Here is a 25,390-nt window from a genome sequence, read left to right as displayed (position 1 = left end):
TTCAGGTCATGACGCGACACACCCCGTCGGAGATCCGGCGAGTCCTGGGGAACGGGCTGCTGTCCTTCCCCGTCACTCACTTCACCGCCGGGCTGGAGTTCGACGAGGCGGCCTACCGCGCCAACCTGGGCTGGTTGTCGTCGTTCCCGATCGCGGGGCTCTTCGTGGCCGGCGGAACCGGCGAGTTCTTCTCGCTGACGCCGCCGGAGGTCGGCAGGGTGGTGCGGGCCGGCGTGGAGGAGATGGCCGGCGCCATCCCGATCGTCGCCCCGGCGGGGTACGGCACCGCGCAGGCCGCCGAGATGGTGGCCGGCGCGGAACGGGCGGGCGCCGACGCGATCCTGCTCTTCCCGCCGTACCTGACCGAGGCCAGCCAGGACGGGCTGGCCGCGCACATCGAGGCGGTCTGCGCGGCCACCTCGCTGGGCGTCATCGTCTACCACCGGGCCAACGCGGCGTTCACGGTGCCGACCATGGAACGGCTCGCCGGCTCGTGCCCCAACCTGGTGGGCTTCAAGGACGGTGTCGGCGACATCGAGCTGATGACCCGGCTGTACGCGACGCTCGGCGACCGGCTGCTCTACGTCGGCGGGCTGCCTACGGCGGAGACGTTCGCCCTGCCCTACCTGGAGCTGGGCGTCACCACGTACTCTTCTGCGATCTTCAATTTCGCGCCGAAGTTCGCACTCGGCTTCTACGACGCCGTGCGGGCCGGGGACAGCGCGGCCGTCTACGGAAAGATGACCGACTTCGTGCTGCCGTACGTCGAGATCAGGAACCGCAAGCCCGGCTACGCGGTGTCGATCGTCAAGGCCGGGATGCAGGCGGTCGGCCGCCCCGCCGGGCCGGTGCGGCCGCCGCTGACCGACCTCACCGCGGAGGAGTTCGCCACGCTGACCGCGCTCATCGAGCGGGCCGGGGTGGCGGCATGACCTCCCTCACCGGCACGGCGCTCACCGGCAAGGGGCTCACCGGCAAGGGGCTCACCGGCTCGATGCTCATCGGCGGCGGCGAGGTCCGCGGGACCGGCGGCACGCTCCGCGCGACCGACCCCCGGACCGGGCGGGAGCTGGAGCCCGCCTACGGGATGGGCGGCGCGGCCGAGGTCGGGCGGGCCGCCGAGCTGGCCTGGGCCGCGTTCCCCCGCTACCGCGCCACCGGGCCGGAGCGGCGGGCGGCCTTCCTCGACGCGATCGCCGGCGGCGTCGAGGCCCTCGGGGACGTCCTGGTCGAACGGGTCGAGGCCGAGACCGGGCTCCCCCGCGCCCGGGTCGTGTCGGAGCGGGCCCGCACCTGCGGCCAGCTGCGCCTGTTCGCGTCGTTCGTCCGCGAGGGCACCTGGCTCGGCGTGCGCGCCGAGCCGGCCCTGCCGGACCGGACGCCGCTGCCGCGCCCCGACCTGCGCAGGCGCCGGATCCCTGTCGGGCCGGTCGCGGTGTTCGGGGCGGGCAACTTCCCGCTGGCGTTCTCGGTGGCGGGCGGCGACACCGCCTCGGCGCTGGCGGCCGGCGCCCCGGTCGTGGTCAAGGCGCACGAGGCGCACCCCGGCACGTCCGAGCTCGTCGGCCGGGTGATCCAGGACGCGGTCCGGCGGCACGGGCTGCCCGAGGGCACCTTCGCCCTGCTGTACGGCGACGGCCCCGGCCTCGGGACCGAGCTGGTGCGCCACCCGCGCGTCAAGGCGGTCGGCTTCACCGGTTCGCGCACGGCGGGGCTCGCCCTGGTGGCGGCCGCGGCGTCCCGTCCCGAGCCGATCCCCGTCCACGCCGAGATGTCCAGCGTCAACCCGGTGATCGTCCTTCCCGGGGCGCTGGCCGAGCGCGCCGCCGAGATCGGCCGGGGCCTGGTCGCGTCGGTCACGACCGGGGCCGGGCAGCTCTGCACCAAACCCGGGCTGGTGTTCGCGGCGGAGGGCGAGGGCTTCGACGAGTTCGTCGCCGCCGCCTCCGCGGAGATGCGGAAGGTCGCGGCGGCGCCCATGCTGACCGGTCGCGTCCGCGCGGCGTTCACCTCCGGGCTGGACCGGCTGCGCGGCCACCCGGGGGTGAGCACGGCGGCCCTCGGCGAGGAGGACGGCGCGATCGCCGCCGCGGGACGCGCCGGGTTGTTCGTCACCGACGAGGCCACGTTCCTCGCCGAGCCCGCGCTGCACGAGGAGGTCTTCGGGCCGGTCGCGCTGGTGGTCAGGGTCGCCTCTCCGGCGCGGCTCGCCGAGATCCTCGAACGGCTGGACGGGCAGCTCACCGCGACCGTGCACGCGTCCGGCGGCGACCACGAGCGGGCGCGCGAGCTGCTGCCGCTCCTGGAACCGCTCGCCGGCCGCATCATCGTCAACGGCTGGCCGACCGGTGTCGAGGTGGGGCACGCCATGGTCCACGGCGGGCCCTTCCCCGCGACGTCCGACTCCCGCTCCACCTCGGTCGGGACGTCTGCCATCGAACGTTTCCTCCGCCCGGTCTGCTACCAGGACGTGCCCGCCGCGCTCCTGCCGCCCGAGCTCACCGGCGACGACCCGGCGGGCGGCCTGGGGAGGCGGCCATGACGATCGTCACCGGCATGCGCGTCGTCCCGGTCGCCGGGCACGACTCCATGCTGCTCAACCTCAGCGGCGCGCACGGGCCGTTCTTCACCCGGAACCTGGTCGTCCTCACCGACGCGGACGGCCGCGTCGGCGTCGGCGAGGTGCCCGGCGGAACGGCGATCACCCGCACCCTCCAGGAGGCGCGCGACCTCGTCGTGGGCCGTCCGGTCGCGCACTACAACGCCGTCCTGGGCGACGTCCGGCGAAGGTACGCGGGCCTGGACGGCGCCGGGCGCGGCGCGCAGACGTTCGACGGGCGCACGGCGGTCCACGTGGTCACCGCGCTGGAGGCCGCGCTGCTGGACCTGCTGGGCCGGTACCTGGAGGTGCCCGTCGCGGCCCTGCTCGGCGACGGCGTGCGGCGCACGTCCGTCCCGGTGCTCGGCTACCTGTTCTTCGTCGGCGACCGCGCCGGCACCGACCTTCCGTACCTGGGCGAGACGGACGCCGAGGACGACTGGCTGCGGCTGCGCCGCGAGGAGGCGCTCACGCCGGACGCGGTCGTCGCGCTCGCCGAGGCCGCCCGGGCCCGCTACGGGTTCCGCGACTTCAAGCTCAAGGGGGGCGTGCTGCCCGGCCCCGAGGAGGCCGCCGTGGTCACCGCCCTCGCCGCGCGTTTCCCCGACGCCCGCATCACCCTCGACCCCAACGGGTGCTGGTCGCTGGACGAGGCGATCGGGCTGTGCCGCGGGTTGCGGGACGTCCTGGCATACGCCGAGGACCCGTGCGGCGCCGAGGGCGGCTACTCCGGCCGCGAGGTGCTGGCCGAGTTCCGCCGCGCCACCGGGATGCCCACCGCGACCAACATGATCGCCACCGACTGGCGCGAGCTCGCCCACGCGCTGCGCGCCGGCGCGATCGACATCCCCCTCGCCGACCCGCACTTCTGGACGATGAACGGGTCGGTCCGCGTCGCCCAGATGTGCGACGCCTGGGGTCTCACCTGGGGCTCCCATTCCAACAACCACTTCGACGTGTCACTGGCGATGTTCACCCACGTCGCCGCGGCGGCGCCGGGCGCGATCACCGCGATCGACACGCACTGGATCTGGCAGGACGGTCAGCGGCTCACCCGCGAGCCGCTGACGATCTCCGGTGGCGCCATCGAGGTCCCGGCGACCCCGGGCCTCGGCTGCGACCTCGACCTCGACCGGGTCGAGGCGGCGCACGAGCTCTATCTGGAACACGGTCTCGGGGGCCGTGACGACGCCCTGGCCATGCAGTACCTCATGCCCGGCTGGGCGTTCGACCCCAAACGTGCCTGCCTGTCGCGGAGCTGATCCCGGCCGCGCGCCGCGCTCGCGGACGGCACGTCCCACCCACCCCTCACCCCCTGAGGAGCCGTCATGAACCAGTCCCCACGACTCCCCCGCGTCCCGCGCCGGCGGACGCTGCTCACCCTGCTCGTGCTGCCCGTCCTGTCGGCCACCGCCTGCGGCGGCGTGAAGGGCGGGAAGGAGGCGGCCGGCGACGGCTACCCCACCCGCCCGGTCGCGTTCGTCGTCCCGTTCGCCGCGGGCGGCAGCAGCGACCTGATCAGCCGCGCCGTCGCCAAGGCCGCGGAGAAGCCGCTCGGCGAGTCGGTCGTCATCACCAACAAGCCGGGCGCCAACGGCGCGGTCGGCAACAAGGAGGTCCTGGCGTCGCCGCCGGACGGCTACAACATCTCCCTGTCGGTGAAGTCGCTGTTCGCGATCACTCCCCTGGCCGTGAAGGACGCGACCGCGATCCAGCCCGACAAGATGGAGGTCGTCGCGACGCTGACCGAGGAGGACTACGTCCTGGTCGTCAACTCCGCGTCGCCGCACAGGACCCTCGACGACCTGCTCAAGGCGCCCTCGATCAAGTACGGCACCGCGGGCGTCGGCACCGGCGGGCAGCTGTCGCAGGCCCTGCTGTTCAAGGCGGCGAACGCGAACGCGCGGGACGTGCCGTTCGACGGCGGCGCGCCCGCGGTGACCGCCCTGCTCGGCAAGCAGGTCGACGCGGTCTCGGGCTCGCTCGCCGAGACCATGGAGCAGATCAAGGCCGGCAAGCTCCGGGCGCTGGCCATCTTCTCCGCGCAGCGCAGCCCGTTCCTGCCGGACGTCCCCACGGCCAAGGAGAAGGGCCACGACGTGGTCGTCGACCAGCGCCGGTTCGTCATCGCCCCGGCCGGGCTGCCCGCCGCCGTCTCCACCAAGCTGGACGAGTCGTTCACCGCCGCGCGCAAGGACCCCGCGTACGGCAGGTTCCTCCAGGACAACTACATGGAGCGCTGGGAGGTCTCGGACGACGCGGCCCGCCAGCACATCAAGGAGTCCGCGGCGCAGTACGCCGCGCTGGCCCAGCGGTACGGCCTGAAGCTGGGTGCCGCCCAGTGACGGCGGACCTGGACGGGCGGGACCCGGACGGCCTCCCCGCTGACGAGCCCCGCCAGGGCGGCCCCGCCCTGGCGGTGGCGGCCGGGGCGGTCCCGGCCCTGATCGGCCTCGCGGCGTTGTGGCCGGCGGTCGGGCTCGGGCTCGGCTCGCTCACCGAGCCCGGCCCCGGCCTGTGGCCCGCGTTCGTCGCGGTGCTCCTCGTCGCGGCGGGGGCCGTCATCGTCCGCGGCGCGCTGACGGCCCGGGGGACGGCCGACACCGAGGCGTTCACGCGCGGGACCGCGGCCGTCGCCCTGGGCGCGGCGAGCCTGGCCGCCTACACGTTCCTCTTCGAGCTGGTCGGCTTCGAGATCCCCACCGTCCTGCTGCTCGCCGGCTGGCTGCGGTTCCTGGGCGGGGAGAAGTGGATCACCACCGCCGTCGTGGCGGTGCTCGCCACCGTGGCCGCCCACCTGCTGTTCATCACCGCCCTCGGGGTGCCCCTCCCGCACCTGATCGGATCGTGAGACGCGCATGGACCTGGATCCCGTGATCTCCGGCTTCGGGGTCGTCTTCGAGCCGCAGAACCTGCTCTACTGCCTGCTCGGCGTGACGCTGGGGATGCTGATCGGCGTGCTGCCCGGCCTCGGACCGGCGGCGACGATCGCCATCCTGCTGCCGATCACCTACGACATCGAGCCGGCCTCGGCGATCATCATGCTCGCGGGCATCTTCTACGGCGCCCAGTACGGCGGCACGATCACCTCGGTGCTCCTGCGGCTGCCCGGCGAGGCCTCCACCGCGGTCACCGTGATCGACGGCCATCGGCTGGCCCGGCAGGGCAAGGCGGGCCCTGCGCTCGGGATCGCGGCGATCAGCTCGTTCATCGGCGGCACCGCGTCCATCGTGCTGCTGACCCTGGTCGCGCCCGTCGTCGCCGAGTTCGCGCTGAAGTTCGGGCCGCCCGAGTACACCGTGCTGGCCCTGACCGGCATCTTCATGGTCGCCACGCTCGGCAGCGGCACGCTGGTCAAGAGCGTCGCCGCCGCGGCGGCCGGCCTCCTGCTCGCCACCGTCGGGCTCGACCCCCTGCTCGGCACGCCCCGCTTCACCTTCGGCAGCGACCAGCTCGCCGACGGCATCGACTTCGTCATCGTCGCGATGGGGCTGTTCGGCGTCGGCGAGATCCTCTACAACCTCGAGCACCGGCACCGCGCCCAGGGCGGCGTCCTGCCGTTCGGCCGCGCCGTGCCCGGCCGGCCGGAATGGATAGCCTCCCGCTGGGCGATCCTGCGCGGCTCGGTCGTCGGCTTTGTGCTGGGGGTGCTGCCCGGCGGCGGCGCCACCATGTCGTCGCTGGTCGCCTACGCCGTCGAGAAACGTTCGGCCAAGGACCCGTCCCGGTTCGGCAAGGGCGCCATCGAGGGCGTCGCCGGTCCCGAGAGCGCCAACAACGCGGCCGCGACCTCCTCGTTCATCCCGCTGCTCACGCTCGGGCTGCCCGCCAACGCGACCATGGCCATCCTGTACGGGGCACTGCTGCTCCAGGGGATCGCACCCGGCCCCGCCCTCATCAACGACCATCCGGACGTGTTCTGGGGCGTCGTCAACTCGATGTACCTGGGCAACGTCCTCCTGCTGTTGCTGAGCATCCCGCTCATCGGCCTCTTCGTCCGGGTCCTCAGGGTCAGGCCGGGCATCCTGGCGCCCCTCACCGTGCTCGTCACGATGATCGGCGTCTACAGCCTCCGCAACAACGCCTTCGACATGTTCCTGGTGATCGGGCTCGGCCTGCTCGGCTACGGCATGAAGAAGCTCGGCTTCGAACCCGGCCCGTTCGTGCTGGCGTTCGTGCTGGGCAAACTGCTGGAGTCCTCGTTCCGCCGCTCGATGCGCGTCTTCGACGGCGACGTCCTGGGCTTCTTCCAGCGCCCCCTGTCGGCGTCCCTCTTCGCGGCGTTCCTCGTCATCGTCGTCGCCGTCCCCGCCCTGCGCGTCGTCCGCGACCGCCAGGCCGCCCGCACCCCCGACGAGACGCCCGTGGTCTAGCCTTTCGGTCGATGAGACACCGCACCATCGGGCTGACCGTGGAGGCGGGCGGCACTTCGGCAGGTCGCCGAGGAGACCGGGGCAGCGCCGGGCAGGTCGTGCTCGCCTGGATGGCCGGCGGCGAGGTCCCGATGATCCCGCTGGTCGGCGCCTCCTCGGTGGCGCAGCTCGACGAGAGCCTGGCCGCCGTCGACCTGGAACTGACGCCGGAGCAGTGCCGCACGCTCGACGCCGCCGGCTGACGGCGGGCACGGCGCCGCGCCGCCGCTAGCCGATCAGCATCGGGCGGACGGTCCTGGTCACCACGTCCGCGGCGTCCGGCGCGGCCAGGCGTTTCTCCCTCGACTCGGCCGCCGCGCCGTGCAGGACGTAGTGCACGACGCTGACCAGCCACTCGGCGGGCAGGTCGGTGCGGTAGACGCCCTGCTCCTGCCCGCGGCGGACGAGTTCGGTCATGCGCTCGGCGGGCGCGGCGTGCAGCTCGCGCACCCGCCCGGGCGGCAGCACGTCCTCGGCGGCGGTCAGCAGCGACGCCGACTCCGCCACGAGCCGCCAGCTCGACGCCAGCAGGCGGATCATGGCCGCGTCGGCGTCGCCGCTCAGGTCGATCGACGACAACGTCTCCTCCCCCACCCTCAGCGCGTCCATCAGGGCGGCCTCGACCAGGTCGGCCCGGGTGCGGAAGTGCCCGTACAGGGTCATCCGGCCCACGCCCGCGGCCTGCGCGATGTCGTCGGTGGTCGCGTTCGGGTTGGAGCCCAGCAGGGTGCGCGCGGCCGTGACGATCCGGGCGATGTTGCGCTCGGCGTCGGCTCGGCGTCGGGGACGGGCTTCGGGTGCGGCCATGACGGCACTTTAACTCGTACACGCGAATACGGCTTATAGTGGGTCACAACTCGTACATCGATGTACGAATTAAGGTCTTGGAGGGACCATGACCCACCAGGCGGGACCGCTCGCGTCCCCACACCCGGCGCGCTGGCGCATCCTCGGCTTCCTCGGCGTGGCCCAGCTCATGCTGATCCTCGACGTCACCGTCGTGGCCATCGCGCTGCCGCACATGGAGACCGACCTCGAACTCGGCCGGGAGGCGCTGGCCTGGACGGTCAGCGCGTACACGCTCGCCTTCGGCGGCCTGATGCTGCTCGGCGGCCGGCTCACCGACCTGATCGGCGCCAAGCCCGTCGTGCTCGCCGGGCTGCTGCTGTTCAGCGCGGCGTCGCTGGTCACGGGGCTGGCCGGCTCCGGCGGCATGCTGATCGGCGGCCGCATCGCCCAGGGCGTCGGCGCGGCGTTGTTGTCGCCCGCAGCGTTGTCACTGGTCGTCGCGCTCTTCGACGGCGACGAACGGAACAAGGCGCTGGGCGTGTGGTCCGCGCTCGGCGGCGGGGGCGCCGCGCTCGGCGTCCTCATCGGCGGGCTGCTCACCGCCGGCCCCGGCTGGCCCTGGGTGTTCTACGTCAACGTGCCCATCGGGCTGGCGATCGCCGCGGTGCTCACCGTGCTGCTGCCGGCCTCGCCCCGGCCCGCCGGCCGGCCCCGGCTCGACGTGCTCGGCGCGGTCCTGGTGACGGCCGCCTCGACGTCGTTGATCTACGGCCTCATCGCCGCGGGCGAACGGGGGTGGCTCACCGCCTTCACCGGATGGCTCGTGCTGGCCGCCGCCGTCGGCTACCTGCTGTTCGTGCTGTGGCAGCGGCGGGCGCGCTCGCCGCGGATGGACGTCCGGCTGCTGGTCCGCCGGCCCGTGGCGACCGGGGCGTTCCTCATCGTGATGGCCACCGCGCTGATGATCGCGGTGTTCTTCCTCGGCACGTTCTACTTCCAGCACGCCCGCGACTACGGCGCCTGGCAGACCGGCCTGCTGTTCCTGCCGGTGGCGCTGGCGACGATGGCCGGCGCCGACCTGACCGGGCGCCTGATCGCCCGCTGGGGCGGGCGGGTCCTGGCCGTCGCGGGCCTGGTGGTCGCCACCGCCGGGATGACCGTGCCCGCGCTCACGCTGGACACCGTGAGCGTCGTGGCCGGCGTGTCCGTGGCCGCCGCCGGGACCGGCGCCCTGTTCGTCGTCGCCTCGGCGACCGCGCTCGGCCAGGTGGCGCCGCACGAGGCGGGCATCGCCTCCGGCATCGTCAGCACCTTCCACGAGTTCGGCGCCTCCCTCGGCGCCGCGGTCGTGTCCAGCGTCGCCGCCGCGAGCCTGATCGGCACGACGCTGGACGGCTTCACGCGGGGGTTCACCGTCGCCGCCGTAGCGGCCGCCGCCGGCGCCCTCGCCGCCGCGGCGCTCACCCCCGGCCGCCCCCGGTCGCACGACCACGCCCCGTCCTGATCCATCCCCCACGACCGCCCCACGTCCCGGTGACCCCGGCTTTCGCCGGGACGTGGCGCTCGGCGCCGGCCGATGGAGAATACGACCATGACCGATCTGGCAACGTTCACCGAGCTGGTAACGCTCGATCACGGCCTCAGCGTCGTCGTCACGCTCCGCGCCGACGGCACGCCCCACACCACCGTCGTCAACGCAGGCGTCCTCCCCCACCCCCTCACCGGCGCCCCGGCGGTCGCCTTCGTGGCCGCGGGCGGCACCCGCAAACTCGCGCACCTGCGCGCCGATCCCACCATCGCGGTCGTCGTGCGAGCCGGCTGGCAGTGGACCACCGCCGAAGGTCCGGCGCAGCTGATCGGGCCCGACGACCCCCACCCCGACGTCGACGGCGAGCGGTTCCGCCTCCTTCTCCGCGAGATCTTCACCGCGGCCGGCGGCACCCACGACGACTGGGACGCCTACGACCGGGCGATGCGCGACGAGCGCCGGACGGCCGTCCTCGTCTCCCCCACCCGCGTCTACTCCAATCCGGCGTGAGCGCCATACAAAGAGCATAAATTCCTTGTATCTGACCTTTATGACATTTCCGTGAAGTGCAGCGAAGGCGGCAATTCAATGGTTGACACCATCGTGCGCGATGGCGAGCATTGAAAGGCTCGAACCAGCTCACCAAAATGGAAAGGTCGGGAATTGAGATATTCCGCCAGCCGTTCGGCCCTCGGCGCGTTCGCCCTCACCATGGCCCTGCTCGGCGGCGCCGTGCCGGCGGCCGCGGCACCGGCCGCGGTCCGGGCAGCGAGCGTCAACATGCACACGCTGACCTGCTACGAGACCGAGGACACCTCGGGCGGTGACGAGGTCTACATCCAGATCAACGGGCAGACCGTGTGGTCGTCCGCGGACTCCATCGACTGCGACCACAACGCGCCGGCCACCCGGCCGGTCAACCGCCTCGCCAAGACGGGCGACACCATTTCCCTGTACGACTCCGACTTCCCGGACGCCGACGACCACCTCGGCTCCGACACGATCGAGGGCGACCGGGGCACCCTGGTCTTCAACCTCGACGACGCGCTCTACACGCTGGACTACGGCCCCGCCTGAGCGGGCCCCATGGGTCCTCTTCGCGGGCGAGTTCGGCATCTGCCGGAATGGCGCGCGAAGAGGGCCTTCCGGCGTCCGGGAGCGCTCGTTGACAACGAGATCTCCCGGCCCCACACTCACGGGTGTGACGGCGGTCACATGAGTGGCCGTCGTGGCGAGTGGCACTGGGCGCGAGGTGCCGACCCCCACCCCGCGTCGAAGGGAAGCCGCTCATGCCCGTTCAGCCCACCCGGCGTCAGGTCCTCGGCGGTGCGCTGGCCTCGATGGCCGGCGTCGTCATCACCCCGCATCCGGCGGACGCGTCCACCTCCTCCCGTGCCCGGCTCGCCGAGTCGTACGACGTGGTCGTCGTCGGCTCGGGCGCGGCCGGGATGACCGCCGTACATCCCCACGCCCGACGGCGTCTCGATCTACAGCCACGAGTACCGGTGGCTCAACATCGCGGCGGTGAACGCGCGCGGCACGGCGGTCTCCGCCGGCACCGTGGCCCGCTACACCAACGCGGTCCTCGCGGGGAAGGAGCCGCTCACGATGGGGCAGGCGCTGGCGGGCGGGCTGCGAGTGGGCCTGGCGAACGCGGGCGTGCCGGTCTGGCTGAACGCCCCGCTCACGCACCTGCTCCACGACGGCGCGGGCCGCGTCACCGGGGTGACCGTGAACCGGAACCGGACGCCCGTCACCATCACCGCCACCCGGGGCGTCATCGTGTGCTCCGGCGGCTTCGAGCACAACGACGCGATGCGCGACCAGTACCAGGAGCAGCCCATCGGCACCGACTGGACTGTCGGCGCCGCCTCCAACACCGGCGACGGCATCCTGGCCGGGCTCGCGGCCGGCGCCCGGCTGTCGCTGATGGACGACGCGTGGTGGGGCCCGGCGATCCCGACGCCGGGAGAGCCGTACTTCTGCCTGTCCGAGCGCACGCTCCCCGGCGGGTTCATCGTCGACCGGCAGGGACGGCGGTTCGTCAACGAGGCCGCGCCCTACAGCGACGTCGTCCACGTGATGTACGAGAAGGACGCCATCCCGTGCTGGCTGATCGTCGACCAGAACTACCGCAACCGGTACCTGTTCAAGGACCTCGCGCCCACCTTCCCGTTCCCCGACTCGTGGTACTCGGCGGGGGCGGCCTTCAGGGCGGGCACCATCCCGGCCCTCGCCGACAAGATCGGGGTCCCGAGGGCCGCGTTCTGGAACACCTACACACGCTTCAACGGCTTCGCCGTCACCGGCCGCGACACCGACTACAAGCGCGGTGACAGCGCGTACGACCACTACTTCACCGATCCCGCGATCCGGCCGAACTCCTGCCTGGCACCGCTGCTGCCGCCGTTCTACGCGCTCAAGATCGTGCCCGGCGACCTGGGGATCAAGGGCGGCATGGTGACCGACGCCCGTGCCCGCGTGCTCAACACCTCCGGCCAGGTCATCCCGGGCCTGTACGCGGCGGGCAACTGCTCCAGCGCGGTCATGGGCCGCAGCTACGCGGGGGCGGGCTCGACGATCGGCCCGGCCATGACGTTCGGCTACGTCGCCGCCCGCGATCTCTGACGTCGCCCCCGTCCCACCCCTTGCCTACGAAGGGAAACACTGTTTCCATATACGGAACACGTTGACCGTGACGCCTGGAGGCGACGTTGTCCCATGAGACGGCCGACCGGCCCGCCCGACTCGCCCGCCTCACGCTCGCCGACGGGATCACCCGGACCAACATGGCCGCGTGCCTCCTGGCCTCGTTCGCGGTCATCGCGACGCTGACGTTCGTGCCGGCCGTCACGCCCTACCTCCTGTCGGACCTGTTCGGGTACTCCGAGGACGGCCGGGGCGTGGTGGTCGGCTGGCTGAACGTCGCCGCCGAGACGGTGCTGGTCTGCACCATGGCGTTCTACGGGGCGCTGGCGGACCGCGTCGGGCGGCGGCCGGTGATGGTCGCGGGGTTCGCGATCTGCGCCGCCGGCCTGCTGCTGATGCCGTTCGCGGGGCACGTCATGGTGCTGCTGGCGTTCCGCGTCGTCTTCGCGCTCGGGGCGGCGGCGCTCACCGGGATGCTCAGCACGATCATCGCCGACTACGCCGCGCCCGCGTTCCGGGGCCGCGCGGCGGGCCTCAACGGCATCATGAACGGCCTCGGGGCGGTCTGCTCGGTGTTGCTGCTCGTCCGGCTGCCGTCGGCGTTCGAGAGCATGGGCCTCGACCAGGTGAACGCGGCCCGCGTCGCCTTCGCCCTGGTGAGCGCCCTGATCCTGGCGCTCGCGGTGATCCTGGCGCGCACCCTGTCACCGCTGCGGATCAGCGCCGTCGACCGGCGCGTCCCGCTGACCACGCTGGTCGGCCAGGGCGTGCGGGCCGCGCGCGACCCCGGCGTCGCGCTGGCGTACGGCGCCGCGTTCGTGTCCCGCGCCGACCTGGCCATCGTCGGCAGCTTCCTCGCCCTCTGGGTGCACGACCACGCCCGGGACGTGGCGGGCATGAGCAACGCCGACGCGGTCGCCCGGGCGGGCCTGACGGTCGCGATCGCCCAGACCGCCGCGCTGGTGGGCGCGCCGATCTTCGGCCGGCTCAGCGACCGGATGAGCCGGCAGAACGCGGTCGTCATGGCGCTGGCGATCGCCGGCTGCGCCTACCTGTCCGCGCTGCTGATCTCCGACCCGCTCGGTCCCGGCATGATCCCGGTGGCGGTCGCGATCGGGCTCGGCGAGGTCGCCGGGATCGTCTCCAGCGGCCCCCTGCTCGCGCAGCAGGCGCCCAAGGACGTGCGCGGCTCCGCGTACGGCGTCTTCGCCCTGTGCGGCAGCGCCGGGATCCTCAGCATCTCGCTGCTGGGCGGCTACCTGTTCGACCACTGGCGCCCGGCCGCGCCGTTCGCCGTCGTCGGCGCGCTCGGCCTCGCCGTGTGCGCGTACGGGCTGGTGGTCCGCACCCGCATCCGCCCGCACGAGGACGCGCCGCCGCCCGAGCTCACCCTGACCTAGGCCGGCGTCGGCTCGGACGGGTCGGCGAACGTGGCCGGGTCGCCGGCCCCGGCGGCCTTGGGGAGAGTACGGCGTCGGTCGCCGGATCAGGCGCCGGGGAGCGGGACCTGCCAGGTCAGAACGGTGCCGCCGCCCTCGCGCGGGCCGATGGAGAACGTGCCGCCCAGGTCGGCGGCGCGGGCCTCCATGTTGGCCAGGCCGCTGCGGCGACCGCCCTCGGGGACTCCCGTCCCGTCGTCCTCGACGCGCAGGGTCAGCTCGCCGGCGACGTCGATCGCCACCGAGGCGCGGCGGGCCCGCGCGTGCCGCGCGACGTTGGACAGCGCCTCCTGGACGACCGCGAGGAGGTGCTCGCCGACGTGGTCGGGCACGGCGGTGTCGAGCAGGCCGTCCAGCCGCACCGAGGGCGCGAAGCCCAGGCTCCCCGCGGCGCTGTCGACCACCTCGTGCAGCCGGCCGCGGAGGGTCTGCCTGGCCTCGGGCGGGGTCTGCAGGGCGAAGATGGACGAACGGATCTGGCGGATCGTCTCGTCCAGGTCGTCGACGGCGCGCTGGACCCGGACCGCCACGTCCCGCCTCTCGGTGATCTTGATGGCGCTCATGAGCATCATCGCGGTCGCGAACAGCCGCTGGATGACCGTGTCGTGCAGGTCCTTGGCGATCCGGTCGCGGTCCTCCAGCAGCACCAGGCGCTCGGCGTCGTTGCGCCGCTCGCCCAGCTCCAGCGCGATGGCCGCCTGGCCCGCGAACGCCTCCAGCAGCCGCTGCGAGGCCTCGTCGAACGGGACCTGGCCCGGCGCCCGCGCCACGGAGATCACGCCGCGGGCCGCCGTCCCGACGCCGAGCGGCACGATCAGCAGCGGCCCGACCTCCAGGTCCGGCAGGCCGCCCGCCCGCGCCGCCTCCTCCCGGCCGTCGTCCAGGCGCCGCGAGCCGCCGCCCCGGAAGACCGGTGCCGAGGCCGTCGACTCGATCGGGACGCGCAGTCCCCGCAGGTCGGCGGCGCGTTCGCCCTCGGCCGCCACCACGACGAACTCACCGCGCGCCTCGTCGGCGACCGCCATCGTCGCCAGCGAGGCCTCGGCGACCTCGCGCGCCCGCCTGGTCACCAGCTCGGCGACCCGTCCGGGGTCGGTCCCCGACAGCAGCGCCGTGGAGACCTCCGCCGACGCCTCCAGCCACCGTTCCCGGCGCCGCGTCTGCTCGTAGAGCCGGGCGTTCTCGATCGCGACGCCCGCGGCGGTGGCCAGCGCGATGAGGACGACCTCGTCCTCCTCGTCGAACTCGCCGCCGCCGTTCTTCTCGGTCAGGTAGAGGTTGCCGAAGATCTCGTCGCGCGCCCGGATCGGCACGCCCAGGAACCGCCGCATCGGCGGATGGTTGGCCGGGAAGCCGTGCGACTCCGGGTGCGCCGCGATGGCCGGCAGGCGCAGCGCGTGCGGCTCCTTGATCAGCAGTCCCAGGATGCCGTGCCCGTGCGGCCAGTGCCCGATCGCGTCGATCTCCTCGTCGGAGACGCCCACGGTGATGAACTCGACCAGGCGTTCGCCCTCCTCGGAGATCACGCCGAGCGCGCCGTAGCGCGCGTCGACGAGCGTGGTGGCCGCCTCGGTGATGCGCCGCAGCACCGTGGCCAGCTCCAGCTCGCCGCCGATCGAGACCACGGCCTCCAGCAGCGCGTGCACCCGGTCGCGCGTGCCGCGCACGGCCTCCAGCCGGGTCTGCAGCTCCACGAGCAGGTCATCGAGCCGCAGATGGGGAAGCACCAGCCGGGCACGGTCCTCGCTTGGTTGGTTCTCCGACATCACGCCGCCAGTATCGCCCGGCCCGGCGTTCCGCCGCAGCCCCGGCGCCTCAGGGACCGCCTTTCGTCCCCGCCCCGGAGGCGCCCGTCAGACTCCGCCGCACGGCGCCCGTCAGGCGCACTGCTGCGCGGCCTGGGTGAACTCGCCGGTGTAGGCGAGCCTGCCGATCTCGTTCAGATGGATGTCGTCGCCGCCGAACCAGACCTGCGGATCGCCCGGCGAGTAGCTGTGATGGTTCCAGGAGTGCGCGGCGAAGTCCTGGAGCTTGATCAGGTCGGTCGCCGAGGCGTTCGCCATGTCCCGCATCGCCGCGGTCAGCTGCTGGGCGGCCCAGGCGTAGAGCCACGGGTCCGAGCCCCAGTAGTGGGCCAGGTTGTCGGGCGGCGTGATGAACACCACGCACTTGCCCGCCGCGGTCAGCGTCGACACGTACTGGCCGATCGCGGCCTTGGCGGCGTCGATGCGGGCCTGCCGCTGGGCCGCGTCGCCGATCCAGGCGACCTGGCCGGCGTCGTTGGCGCCGAGCGCGATCACGTACCCCTGCGGGCCGTGCGGGAGGAGGCCGCGGATCTCGTCGAGGAGCTCGAGGTCCGCCTTCGCGAGCCCGGTGCGCGGCTGGCCGCCGGAGTCGGGCGGCGCGAGCCAGTAGCGGCCGCTCTGGCCCTCGACCTCGGTCCTGATGCCGGCGGCGTTGAGGTTGCCCTGGATGTATCCCTGGAGGTGCGTCTGGTTGTAGCTCGCGTCGTTGAGCGAGGCGGTCAGGCTGTCGCCGACGGCGACGACCTTGGGCTGCCCGGCCGTCCCGTTGGCGAACGGATGGGTGTAGACGGTGCACGCCCCGTCGGGGGCGACGAACCGCGGCGACAGGTAGGTCACCACGGGGACGCCCTGGAGCGCCGCGAGACCGCCGGTGTGCTGGGTGAAGCCGCCGAGGGACTCGGTGGGCAGGTTGTCCCGGCGCAGCCACCAGGTCTGGGCGGCGGCGTCGGTCCAGCTCCCGCCCGGGAGCGCGCGGCGCTGGAACGCGGTGGCGGTGAGGACCGGCCCGTACGCCGAGTCCACCACCTGGTAGTCGACCCGCCATTCGGCGGCGCCGCCCTGGCAGGTGGCGGTACCGGTCGCGGCGGACGCCGGCGCGGGCGCCGCCACCATCACGCCGGCGAGCGCCAGGCTGAGCGCGGCGATGATTCCTGGCCTGCGGAAACGTGAACGCATGTGATGACCGCCTTCGTGGGAGGCCCCCGCGGCTCCCACCCTCCCACAAATCTTGCCAGTGATTACTGGCCTAGTTCGGCCAGTGTGCGAGCCAGGCAGTGAAGCGGGGAGTCAGGAAGAAGTCAAGGCCCTTCTGATTCGGACTTACCGGCAGATAGTGGCCACGGGTACGGCCGGGGAGCTGTGGGAGAGTGAGGCGATCTCCCCCGCTCCCGCGTTCGTGATCGCATCGACCTGATGAGGAGCGTTGATGAGGAGTTCCCTGCCGCGCCACGTCAAGCGGGTCGCCCGCACGTTGCCCGCCACGATCAGCAGGCCGCCCTACGTGCCGCCGGGGCACTTCTACTCGCCGCTCACGGCGGCGGGCGACGTCGAACGCGCGCTGTCGGCCCGGGACGACCCGTCGGTCCGGAACGACGGGACGCCGGGAGTCGACCTGCGCGCCGAGGCCCAGCTCGCGCTCGCCGAGGAGTTCCTGCCGTCGCTGGACGCGCCGTTCGAGGGGCCGCGCTACGCGCCGGGCAACGGCATGTACGACGCCGCCGACGCGGCCGTCTACCGGGCGATGGCGCGGCACCTGCGCCCCCGGCGGGTGATGGAGATCGGCTCGGGGCATTCGACCGCGCTGCTGCTCGACACGGTCGAGGACGTCGAGCTGACCTGCGTGGAGCCGTACGCCGACCGGCTGCGTTCGGTGCTCCGTGACGACGACCGGGTCGAGATCGTGGAGAGGCCGGTCCAGGACGTTCCGCTGGAGTCGTACGCCTCGCTCGGCGCGGGCGACATCCTGTTCATCGACTCCACGCACGTGGTCAAGGCCGGTTCCGACGTGGTGTGGCTCTTCCTCCAGGTGCTGCCCCGGCTGGCCGCGGGCGTCGTCGTGCACGTTCACGACGTGTTCTGGCCGTTCGAATACCCGGCGGCCTGGTTGCGGGAGGGGCGCGACTGGACCGAGGACTACCTCCTGCACGCCTTCCTGGCCGGCAACGGGGACTGGGAGATCCTGCTGTTCTCCTCCTGGCTCTGGAAGGAGCACCACGCGCTGATCCCCGCCTCCCTGAAGGCGGAGGAGCCCGGCTCCATCTGGCTCCGCCGGACCTAGCCGTCACGTTCGCGCTGGTCAGGTCCACGGGCGTTGCGTCATCGCCGGACGCTTGTCACGCTGGTCGATGAAGCGACCGCGTCCGGTGCGCCACCACCGGTGAAAGGAACCCGTGAGGCAACCCCGCGCCACTGCCCGTGATCTGCACCTCAACATGAGCCGCCCGCCGCCCCTCCTGCACGTGGAGGGCGACGTCGACGCCCGGACGAGCGAGCTGTTCGCACGGGCCCTGGTGGACCTGACCAGCGACCGGCCCGGCACCGACGTCACGGTCGACGCCGGGGCGATGAACTTCATCGGCATCGCCGGCATGCGCGCCCTCATCCAGGCCGCCGACCACCAGCACCGGCGGGACGGCCGCCTGACCCTCGCGCAGGCGAACGAGACCACCTGGCGCCACCTGGCGCTGCTGCACTGGGACACCCACCCCGGCCTCCACCGCGCCTGAGGACCCGAATCGCCCTTGCCCCCGCCATGCGTGTTCAATGCCATGCGTGTTCAATGCCATGCGTGTTCAATGCTGGGTGCGGACGCGAAAGGAGTGGTGGTGTACGAGCAGCGCGTGCTGGGTGACCGCTATCGGCTCGAGGTGCGAATCGGCCGGGGCGGCATGGGCGAGGTCTGGCGGGCCGTGGATCTGCGCCTCGACCGGCCCGTGGCGGTCAAGCTCCTGCCGGTGGCCGCGGACGCCGCCCCCGACGCGGTGGCCAGGTTCCGCCGGGAGGCCCAGCTCGCCGCGGCGCTCCAGCATCCCGGCATCACCGTCGTGCACGACATCGACGAGGACGACGGGCTTCTCTACCTGGTGATGGAGCTGCTCGACGGCGAGGACCTGGTCAAGGTGCTCGCCCGCCGGCCGCAGGGCCTGCCGGTCGACGAGGCCCTCGCGCACGCCGCCAAGATCAGCGGCGCACTCGCCGCCGCCCACGCCCGCGGCATCGTGCACCGCGACATCAAGCCCGCCAACCTCATCCTCACCACCGGCGGCTGGATCAAGATCTGCGACTTCGGGATCGCCCGCTTCATGCAGTCGGCGACCGGCCTCACCGGCAGCGCCGTGGTCGGCAGCCCCATCTTCATGGCCCCGGAGCAGATCTCCACCGGCGAGATCGACGGCCGTACCGACCTGTACGCCCTGGGCTGCCTGCTCCACCAGATGTTGTGCGGCCGGCCGCCCTTCCTCACCGACAAGGGCGTCCCGGCGCTCATCAACGCGCACCTCAACCTCGCCCCGTCCGGGCCCCGCGCCGTCAACCCCGCCGTTCCCGAGGACGTGGACCGGCTGGTCCTCGACCTGCTCGCCAAGGATCCGGCCGACCGCCCCGCCGACGCCGACACCGTCACCCGCGCCCTGGAGGCCCTGCGCGGCGACGCGCCCGCACCCGCGCCCCCGCCCGCGCAGGCTTTGGACGCCCCGCTCGCGCAGGAGTACCAGGTCGCCTCCGAGCACCTCGACCGGCAGCGCCCCGAGCTGGCGCTCCCGCTGGCCGACCACGTCGCCCGCGAACGTGTCCGCCTCCTCGGCGTCGAGCACCCGGACGCGCTGGCCGCCCAGCACCTGGTGGCCCAGGCCCTCTACGACCTCGACCGGGAGATCGAGGCGCTCCCGATCGTCTCCGCGGTCGCGCACGCCAGGACCCGCGTCCTCGGCCAGCGCGACACCGCCACGCTCGACAGCTGGCACCTGCTCTCCCGCACGCTCTACATGCTGGAGCGTTACCAGGAGGCCCTGCCGATCGCCACCGGCGTCACCGCGGACCGCCAGGTCGCCCTCGGCCCGAACGACCCCGCGACGCTGCTGAGCCGCAGCACCCTGGCCTGGACGCTGCACATGCTCGACCGCAACGCCGAGGCCATGAACGTCGCGCAGGAGCTGGCGGCCTACCAGTCCACCGCCCTCGGCGAGGACCACGAGGACACCCTGGACACCCGGCAGCTGATCGGCTGGATCCTGCTGATGCTCGGCCGCAACGCCGAGGCCGAGGCGGCCGCCGCCCACGCCCACCAGTCCTGCCTCCGCGCGTTCGGCCCCACCGCCGAACCGACCGTCCAGGCCCAGGCCCTCCTGGACGCCACCCGCCGGAAACCGGCCCGCCGCCGCCCCTGACCCGGCCACGCCCCCGGCGTCAGGGCAGCGAGGTGCTCATGGCCTCCAGCAGCACGTCGCCCACCGTCTCGGCGGCGCCGTCCCGCGCCGGCGCGGCCAGGCTGGGGAGGTAGGAGACCTCGGTGGACACGCGGGTGATGCGACGCGGCGGCAGGACCTGGTACCGGCACGCGCGCACCAGCCCGCCGGTGCGGTTCTCGGCCGTGGTGCCGAACACCAGCAGCACCGCGTTCGGCTTGGGCCGGTACGTCAGCCAGGCTCCGTCGGCCCGCTCGATCCGCAGGCAGTCCGGTTCGCCGTTCTCGGTGAACAGGGTGAACAGGCTGCGGTCGCGGCGCGCGGCGAACGCCGGGTCGTCCGGGGAGACGTCCGCGCGCGGGTAGTACTGGGTGAGCGCGAGGTGGGTGTGGTCGGGGCCGTCGCCGGACAGGGCGCCCCGCGGCATCCCCCACGCCCGGGTGAGCCTCCCCAGCAGCACGCCCGACATCTCGACGGCGACGTCGCGGTACCGCTGGACGACGCCGCGCAGCGGCTCGCCGGGCCAGGCGTTGACGTCCTGGAACAGCGGCAGGTACCGGTCGGCGACGCCCGCGGCGCGCGCCTGCCGGGGGTCGTCGAAGCGTGCCAGGCCGATCCGTTCGAAGCCGAGCCCGCCGTCGTCGTCGCGGTGGCGGGTCCAGCCCCGGTCGCGGTGCCCGGCGGGGCCGTCCGCGCGCCGTCCGCCCGCCTCGTCGCCGGCGAAGAACGCCGCCAGCCGCGCCTCCACGTGCGCGGCGTGGACGCGCAGCGCCGCCATGTCGCGCAGCTCCAGCGCCCCGAACTCGGCCGCCCCGTCGCGCAGCACGGCCCCGAAGTGGTGGTCGGCCATGTCGAGGGAGACGGCCGGGATCTGCTCATGGGTCATCGGCGACCTCCTTGTCATCGCCGCTGATTCGTCCCCGTCCGCACTCTGGATGACCCGGCCTCGCGGTCAGAGGTCCTGGAGGATCCGATGGAGGATCTCGTTGGTGGCGGCTGGCTGCGTGGCGAGGATGCAGAGGCGGTGCACGACCTGCTGGTAGTGCTCGACGTCGGCGGGACGGTCGAGGTGCAGGCCGCGGGTGAGCTTTTCGAGATAGACGGCGTCGGGGAGCCCGGGGTCGGGGAGGCGCAGGAGGGTGAGGGTGCCGTCGGCGGCGGCGCCCGTGCTCAGCGGCATGATCTGGATGCAGATGTGCGGCAGCTCACCGGCCTTGACGAGGTGGACGAGCTGCTCGCGCATGGCGGCGGTGCCGCCTCGTCGGCGGTGCAGGGCCGCCTCGTCGATGATCACCCAGAGGCGGCAGGGTTCGGGGCCGTACAGGGTGCGCTGGCGCGACATCAGGAGGTCGACGCGGCGGGTGATGCCCGCCGGGGAATCGTGCGGATGCTCGAACCGGAGTACGGCGTGCGCGTAGTCCGGGGTCTGCAGGAGCTCGGGGACGGCGTGCACCTCGTAGCCGCGGATGAGGGCGGCGGACTGTTCCAGCTCCAGGCAGAGCCTGGCCCTGGGCGACAGGAGGTCCTCGTAGTCGTGCGTCCAGGTCGGCGCCCCGGTCTGCCCGGTGGGGAAGGCCGGGCCCGCGCGCTCGGGCTCGCGCCGCCGGTCGCCGAGGACCATGCGCGCGACCGTGGGTCCCGGCTTTCCGGGTGCGGCGTGCCCGCCGGACGAGCCGTCGACCAGGCGCAGCCAGGCACGTGCCTGGGTCTCCTTGACCAGGACGTGGACGGGCCGGTAGCGCTCGGCCTGGGCCGCCGGGTTGTGCTGGATGACCTCCTCGAAGAACCATTCGGAGCCGATCAGCGCAACGGCGCCGGAGGAGGCGGCGAGGACGGCCTTCAGCTCGGCGGCCTCCAGCAGGCGGAAGGTCAGGTTGATCGCGCTGCCGACCACGCCGTACGTGTCGTAGTGCACCTCGCCGGCGTGGACGGCCATGCGCAGCCGGATCCGCGTCTGCGGGGTGGACGTCCGGTTGTGGGCGGCGAGGGCCTTGGCGAGCTTGTCCGGGAACGAGGCCACCAGGAAGCTCTTGGGCACCTCGGGCGGGACCAGGACGAGGACGCCGTCGCCGCGGTCCTCGCGGTAACACTCCCGCCAGACGACCCCCGAGCCGGCGCAGGCGTCGCTGAGCGCCTGGTACAGCGCCGCCCTGACCGCGCACTGGTCGAAGTTCGTACGGCGCCGATCTCCGAACCCCTCCACGTCGACGCACACGATCGTGCGATGCATTGCGGGCGACATCTCCATGTCCCGGCTCTCCTGGCGACCGACGAAGCAGGATCTGCGGACGGCGCGCGCGGGGTGAGGCGTCGGCGTCCGAGATGTATCATCCTGGACCAAACTTGCATATGCAAGAGCAGATGCACGGACGAATGCACGTGCATTCCACCTTGGAAGTCGCTCGGGGACGTCCGTCCCGGTCAGGCGGACGTCCGAGTCCGCCGGTGGCCGGTGACGCGGTGGTGACGGGCCTGCGGCAGCGTCTGTGCCCATGGAGCGCACCGCGGGGCCGCGGTCGGCGCCTCGCTCGCGGGGGTGCGGGTGCGGGTGCATTCCGGGCCCGCGGCGGAGGCCCTGACCGTCCGGCTGGCCGCGGCGGCCTACTCGATCGGGGACGACGTGGTGCTCGGCCACGGCGTCACGCGCGGCACGCCGACCCACGAGCTCGCGCACGCGGGCGCGCTCGTGCACCGGCAGCAGCCCAAGCCCGAACCGGGCGCCGAGATCGAGACCCGGGTCGTCCCGCCGGCGGAGACCAGGAAGCCCGGCACCGAGGACTTCCTCGCGTTCGTCGCCGAACGCAGGATGCTGGTCCTGCCCGCGCGGGACTTCATGCCGGAGGTGGCCTGTCCCGGCCGTGCCCGCGAGCCGGTCAGGTCTGGAGCGGGCGGACGCCGGAGGCGCCGGGATCCAGCATGGGGACGAGGAAACGCCGGGCGAGCGCGGCCAGCTGCTCGTCGTCGTCGAGGTCGATGAGGTGGCTGGGGATCACGAGGAAGGAGGCGGAGATCCGGACCATCATCTCGGCCACGAAGTCGACGTCCAGGTCGTCCGCCACGGTGCCGGCCCGCTGCTCGTGGCGCAGCTGGCCCGCGACGAACTGGCGCACGGTGGCGACGGTCCGCCCGCCGTCGTTGATCATCGAGGAGACGACGAGATCCGGCTCCGCGGTGATCAGGCCGCCGATCAGCGGGTTGCCGCGGATGGCGCGCAACGAGCTCACGAAGCCCAGCACCACCCGTTCGGCGGCGTCGCTGGCCCGCTCGATGTCGTCCAGGAACTCGTCGAAGTACTTGCGGAACTCCCGGAGCACGACCTGCTCGACCAGCGCGTCCTTGGTGGCGAACCGCCGGTAGACCGTGATCCGCGAGACCCCGGCCCGCTTGGCCACGTCCTCCATGGTCGACCGCTGGATGCCCATGCGGCAGAGCTGCTCGTGGGCCGCGTCGAGGATCCGCGTGCGGGTCTCGTCCCGGTCGTCGACCCGTTCGACCGCGTCGACGTACGCGCGTTCGAGCAGCGACTCGGGGCCCGTGCCCGTCATGAGGAAGGACTGCGCCGGTTCCAAGGTCTCCTCCTCGTTCTCCGCCAGAGCCAACCCATTCTGCCTCGCCCATCGCACGGCCGCCGAAACGATCAGGTTCGACGATCAGGTCTTGTGATGCCCGACACGTTGTGCTGTCATTGGACTCGCTGTCGATGATACGCGGACGCAAGATGCGTTTCATCGTATCAGGATCGACGCTCTCGGCCCCGAGGAGGAGCGAAGGCATGGACAAACCCAGCAGGCGTAACGTGCTGGTGGCGGGCGGAACGCTGGGCGCGGTCGGCGCGCTGAGCGTCGCGAACCCCGCACAGGCGTGGACGTGGTCACCCAAGGGTTCGGTGGCGGGCACAGGCGTGGGCGCCGACCCGCGCGGAGTCTGGGACCCGGAGGCCGACCAGCTCGTCGCTTCCCTCCTCGACCGGGGTGTCGTGCCCCAGGTCAACAAGGAACTGAAGAAGTGGACCAAGAACGGCCAGCCGCTGCCGTCCGGGCTCCCCGCCGACCTGCGCGACTTCATGGAACGGGCCAGGCAGATGCCCGCCTGGGCCGACCAGGGCAAGCTCGCCACCGCCGTCGACTTCAACGAGAAGCGCGGCCTCTACCTCGGCGTCACCTACGGCTTCGCCAGCGGGATGATGAGCACGGTCATCCCCCGCGAGGCCCGCGCCGTGTACTACTCCAAGGGCGGTGCGGACATGAAGGACCGCATCACCAAGACCGCCAAACTCGGATACGACATCGGCACGTCGAACGCCTACAAGCCCGACGGCGAGATGGTCGTCACCTGCGTCAAGACCCGGCTGGCGCACGCGGGGGTGCGTCACCTGCTCCCCAAGTCGGCGTACTGGTCGAAGGTCGCCGACGAGCAGATCCCCATCAGCCAGGCGGACATGATGGTCACCTGGCACAGCCTGCCCACGACCGTCATGCAGAACCTGGTCAAGTGGAAGGTGCCCATCCCCGCCGCCGAGTCCGAGGCGTTCCTGCACTCCTGGCAGGTGTGCGCGCACATGCTCGGCATCAGGGACGAGTACATCCCCAAGTCGTGGGACGAGGCCAACTCCCAGGCCCAGCAGGTCCTGACCCCGATCCTGGCGCCGACGCCGGAGGGCATCAAGCTCGCCGACATGCTCCTCAACCTCGGCTCCATCCTCGACGGCGGGCTCCTCACCAAGCCCATCCTCGGCTCGCTCACCCGCTACGTGCTCGGTGACGAGATCGCCGGCTGGCTGAAGATCCGCAAGGACCCGCTGTGGGACCCGATCTTCCAGACGGCCTGGGAGCCCTTCGTCGCCGTCCGCGAGGGGCTGCTCTCGCTGGAGGACGCGCCGGGAGCCCTCCAGAAGGCCTACTGGGCCTTCGACGAGATCCTCCGCCTGGGCGCCCTGCTGTTCCTGTCCGAAGGCGACCTGCCGATCAGCATCCAGATCCCCGTGACCAACAACCCGCACTACTGACCGAGACGTCCGTGGCCCCCGGGCGCGGGGGCCACGGCGGCACGACCGGGCCCGGGATCCCCGCGATCCCGGGCCCGCCGTCAGGCCGGCGTCCTGATCCCGGCCGCCACGATCGTGGCGGCCAGCGCCATGCGCTGATCCTTGCCCCAGGGCGGGCCGAGCGTCTTCCGCGGGCCGTTCAGGACCTCGTCGGCGCGCCCGGCCAGGATGCCGGCCGCCTGCCGTTCGACGGTCCTGGCATCGAAGAGGTGCACGTCCCAGCCGCGTTCGTGCGCGAGCTCGGCCAGCACCTGGCGGTACATGACCGAGTCGGCGCGCGCCTCGTACGGCACGCGACGCTGGACGGCGATGTCGGCGGGGAAGCCTGCGGGCCAGGCGCGCAGCGACATCGAGACGACCGGCGCGGGCAGCGCGGACGTGAGCTCGTCCAGCGCGGCCGACGCCGCCCGCGTCGCCGACGCCCGCACCGTGGCCACCAACTCGGACGCCGCGTCGTCGTCGAGCGACTTGCCGTCGGTGTGGATCGGCGCCACGGGCACGCCGGGCTCGACCAGCTCGATCCGGCGGCGGTCGGCGACCCGGTGATCGTCCGATGCCGTGACGGCGACGGCCCAGCCGAAATGGTGGGCGATTCCCACGCGCACGGAACCGATTATGCCCCGAACGGTTCAGGCTCCCCATCCGGCCTGGTCGCCGCCGACACGTTCGGCGGCGATCTTTTCGAAGTAGCCCGATGCCAGGTAGGCGGTGATCGGGTCGGC

At 72.8% G+C, this 25,390-nt stretch carries 23 protein-coding genes and 1 pseudogene; 17 read left to right on the top strand and 7 right to left on the bottom strand.

Annotated features, from left to right (window positions below; all coding sequences use genetic code 11):
• Window positions 1–8 precede the first annotated feature (8 nt).
• From kdgD to ABZ810_RS33130, 7 genes are all read left to right on the top strand, one after another.
• Window positions 9–932 carry a 5-dehydro-4-deoxyglucarate dehydratase gene (kdgD, locus tag ABZ810_RS33160; RefSeq protein WP_358410012.1) on the top strand — a complete coding sequence of 308 codons (924 nt, stop codon included), beginning with the start codon at window positions 9–11 and terminating at the stop codon, window positions 930–932.
• Window positions 929–2,542 (top strand): aldehyde dehydrogenase (NADP(+)), encoded by a 1,614-nt coding sequence (locus ABZ810_RS33155; protein WP_358410011.1) that lies wholly within the window; start codon window positions 929–931, stop codon window positions 2,540–2,542. Before kdgD ends, ABZ810_RS33155 begins: the two co-directional genes overlap by 4 nt.
• Window positions 2,539–3,861, top strand: a complete 1,323-nt coding sequence (locus ABZ810_RS33150; RefSeq protein ID WP_358410009.1) for an enolase C-terminal domain-like protein — start codon at window positions 2,539–2,541, stop codon at window positions 3,859–3,861. Before ABZ810_RS33155 ends, ABZ810_RS33150 begins: the two co-directional genes overlap by 4 nt.
• A 66-nt stretch (window positions 3,862–3,927) precedes the next feature.
• Window positions 3,928–4,944: a tripartite tricarboxylate transporter substrate binding protein gene (locus ABZ810_RS33145; protein WP_358410008.1), complete on the top strand. Its 1,017-nt coding sequence runs from the start codon at window positions 3,928–3,930 to the stop codon at window positions 4,942–4,944.
• The gene (locus ABZ810_RS33140) at window positions 4,941–5,450 is read left to right on the top strand and encodes a tripartite tricarboxylate transporter TctB family protein (protein ID WP_358410006.1); all 510 of its coding nucleotides are present in this window, start codon (window positions 4,941–4,943) and stop codon (window positions 5,448–5,450) included. Before ABZ810_RS33145 ends, ABZ810_RS33140 begins: the two co-directional genes overlap by 4 nt.
• 7 nt (window positions 5,451–5,457) lie before the next feature.
• Entirely contained in the window at window positions 5,458–6,972 is a 1,515-nt protein-coding gene (locus ABZ810_RS33135; RefSeq protein ID WP_358410004.1) for a tripartite tricarboxylate transporter permease, read from the top strand.
• Between the two features lie 11 nt (window positions 6,973–6,983).
• Complete coding sequence (locus ABZ810_RS33130; RefSeq protein WP_358410003.1) at window positions 6,984–7,214, top strand: aldo/keto reductase; 231 nt, start codon at window positions 6,984–6,986, stop codon at window positions 7,212–7,214.
• A 25-nt stretch (window positions 7,215–7,239) separates the two neighbouring features.
• Here ABZ810_RS33130 and ABZ810_RS33125 read toward each other — a convergent pair whose 3' ends face one another.
• Window positions 7,240–7,818 carry a TetR/AcrR family transcriptional regulator gene (locus tag ABZ810_RS33125; protein ID WP_358410001.1) on the bottom strand — a complete coding sequence of 193 codons (579 nt, stop codon included), beginning with the start codon at window positions 7,816–7,818 and terminating at the stop codon, window positions 7,240–7,242.
• Between the two features lie 88 nt (window positions 7,819–7,906).
• Between ABZ810_RS33125 and ABZ810_RS33120 the strand changes: the two genes are divergently transcribed.
• The 5 genes from ABZ810_RS33120 (at window position 7,907) to ABZ810_RS33100 (ending at window position 13,377) form a co-directional block, all read left to right on the top strand.
• Window positions 7,907–9,304, top strand: coding sequence for an MFS transporter (locus tag ABZ810_RS33120; RefSeq protein WP_358410000.1), 1,398 nt, complete (start codon window positions 7,907–7,909; stop codon window positions 9,302–9,304).
• A gap of 87 nt (window positions 9,305–9,391) precedes the next feature.
• Entirely contained in the window at window positions 9,392–9,838 is a 447-nt protein-coding gene (locus ABZ810_RS33115; protein WP_358409998.1) for a TIGR03618 family F420-dependent PPOX class oxidoreductase, read from the top strand.
• Window positions 9,839–9,991: 153 nt separating this feature from the next.
• Window positions 9,992–10,405, top strand: coding sequence for a hypothetical protein (locus ABZ810_RS33110; RefSeq protein ID WP_358409997.1), 414 nt, complete (start codon window positions 9,992–9,994; stop codon window positions 10,403–10,405).
• 447 nt (window positions 10,406–10,852) lie between these two features.
• Window positions 10,853–11,956: an FAD-binding protein gene (locus ABZ810_RS33105; protein WP_358409995.1), complete on the top strand. Its 1,104-nt coding sequence runs from the start codon at window positions 10,853–10,855 to the stop codon at window positions 11,954–11,956.
• Window positions 11,957–12,042: 86 nt separating this feature from the next.
• Complete coding sequence (locus ABZ810_RS33100) at window positions 12,043–13,377, top strand: MFS transporter (protein ID WP_358409993.1); 1,335 nt, start codon at window positions 12,043–12,045, stop codon at window positions 13,375–13,377.
• Window positions 13,378–13,463: 86 nt separating this feature from the next.
• On the opposite strand, the gene ABZ810_RS33095 is transcribed toward ABZ810_RS33100, so the two are convergent.
• Both ABZ810_RS33095 and ABZ810_RS33090 read right to left on the bottom strand, forming a co-directional pair.
• Window positions 13,464–15,182, bottom strand: a complete 1,719-nt coding sequence (locus tag ABZ810_RS33095) for a GAF domain-containing protein (protein WP_358410379.1) — start codon at window positions 15,180–15,182, stop codon at window positions 13,464–13,466.
• Window positions 15,183–15,293: 111 nt separating this feature from the next.
• Window positions 15,294–16,397, bottom strand: a complete 1,104-nt coding sequence (locus tag ABZ810_RS33090) for an SGNH/GDSL hydrolase family protein (protein WP_358409991.1) — start codon at window positions 16,395–16,397, stop codon at window positions 15,294–15,296.
• A 250-nt stretch (window positions 16,398–16,647) separates the two neighbouring features.
• Between ABZ810_RS33090 and ABZ810_RS33085 the strand changes: the two genes are divergently transcribed.
• From ABZ810_RS33085 to ABZ810_RS33075, 3 genes are all read left to right on the top strand, one after another.
• On the top strand, window positions 16,648–17,499 hold the full coding sequence (locus ABZ810_RS33085) for a class I SAM-dependent methyltransferase (RefSeq protein WP_358409989.1): 852 nt from the start codon (window positions 16,648–16,650) through the stop codon (window positions 17,497–17,499).
• A 112-nt stretch (window positions 17,500–17,611) separates the two neighbouring features.
• Window positions 17,612–17,947 (top strand): STAS domain-containing protein, encoded by a 336-nt coding sequence (locus ABZ810_RS33080; RefSeq protein ID WP_358409987.1) that lies wholly within the window; start codon window positions 17,612–17,614, stop codon window positions 17,945–17,947.
• Window positions 17,948–18,046: 99 nt separating this feature from the next.
• Window positions 18,047–19,606 carry a serine/threonine-protein kinase gene (locus tag ABZ810_RS33075; protein WP_358409985.1) on the top strand — a complete coding sequence of 520 codons (1,560 nt, stop codon included), beginning with the start codon at window positions 18,047–18,049 and terminating at the stop codon, window positions 19,604–19,606.
• A gap of 19 nt (window positions 19,607–19,625) precedes the next feature.
• Here the strand turns inward: ABZ810_RS33075 and ABZ810_RS33070 are convergent, their stop codons facing one another.
• Both ABZ810_RS33070 and ABZ810_RS33065 read right to left on the bottom strand, forming a co-directional pair.
• A complete protein-coding gene (locus tag ABZ810_RS33070) occupies window positions 19,626–20,510 on the bottom strand; it encodes a 2OG-Fe(II) oxygenase family protein (RefSeq protein WP_358409984.1) in 885 nt (294 codons plus the stop codon).
• 66 nt (window positions 20,511–20,576) lie between these two features.
• Window positions 20,577–21,854, bottom strand: coding sequence for a Scr1 family TA system antitoxin-like transcriptional regulator (locus tag ABZ810_RS33065; RefSeq protein WP_358409983.1), 1,278 nt, complete (start codon window positions 21,852–21,854; stop codon window positions 20,577–20,579).
• Window positions 21,855–22,151: 297 nt separating this feature from the next.
• Here ABZ810_RS33065 and ABZ810_RS33060 point away from each other — a divergent pair.
• A pseudogene (locus ABZ810_RS33060) lies at window positions 22,152–22,601 on the top strand (DUF4157 domain-containing protein); the annotation flags it as partial.
• Here ABZ810_RS33060 and ABZ810_RS33055 read toward each other — a convergent pair.
• Window positions 22,498–23,193: a TetR/AcrR family transcriptional regulator gene (locus tag ABZ810_RS33055; protein ID WP_358409981.1), complete on the bottom strand. Its 696-nt coding sequence runs from the start codon at window positions 23,191–23,193 to the stop codon at window positions 22,498–22,500. The pseudogene ABZ810_RS33060 and the gene ABZ810_RS33055 sit on opposite strands and share 104 nt — an antisense overlap.
• Before the next feature lie 203 nt (window positions 23,194–23,396).
• Between ABZ810_RS33055 and ABZ810_RS33050 the strand changes: the two genes are divergently transcribed.
• Complete coding sequence (locus tag ABZ810_RS33050; protein WP_358409979.1) at window positions 23,397–24,629, top strand: oxygenase MpaB family protein; 1,233 nt, start codon at window positions 23,397–23,399, stop codon at window positions 24,627–24,629.
• Window positions 24,630–24,709: 80 nt separating this feature from the next.
• Here ABZ810_RS33050 and ABZ810_RS33045 read toward each other — a convergent pair whose 3' ends face one another.
• On the bottom strand, window positions 24,710–25,273 hold the full coding sequence (locus tag ABZ810_RS33045) for a hypothetical protein (RefSeq protein WP_358409978.1): 564 nt from the start codon (window positions 25,271–25,273) through the stop codon (window positions 24,710–24,712).
• Between the last annotated feature and the right edge of the window lie 117 nt (window positions 25,274–25,390).

The sequence above is a fragment of the Spirillospora sp. NPDC047279 genome (assembly GCF_040643285.1).
Lineage (GTDB): Bacteria > Actinomycetota > Actinomycetes > Streptosporangiales > Streptosporangiaceae > Spirillospora.
This window is presented reverse-complemented; position numbering and strand designations above follow the sequence as displayed.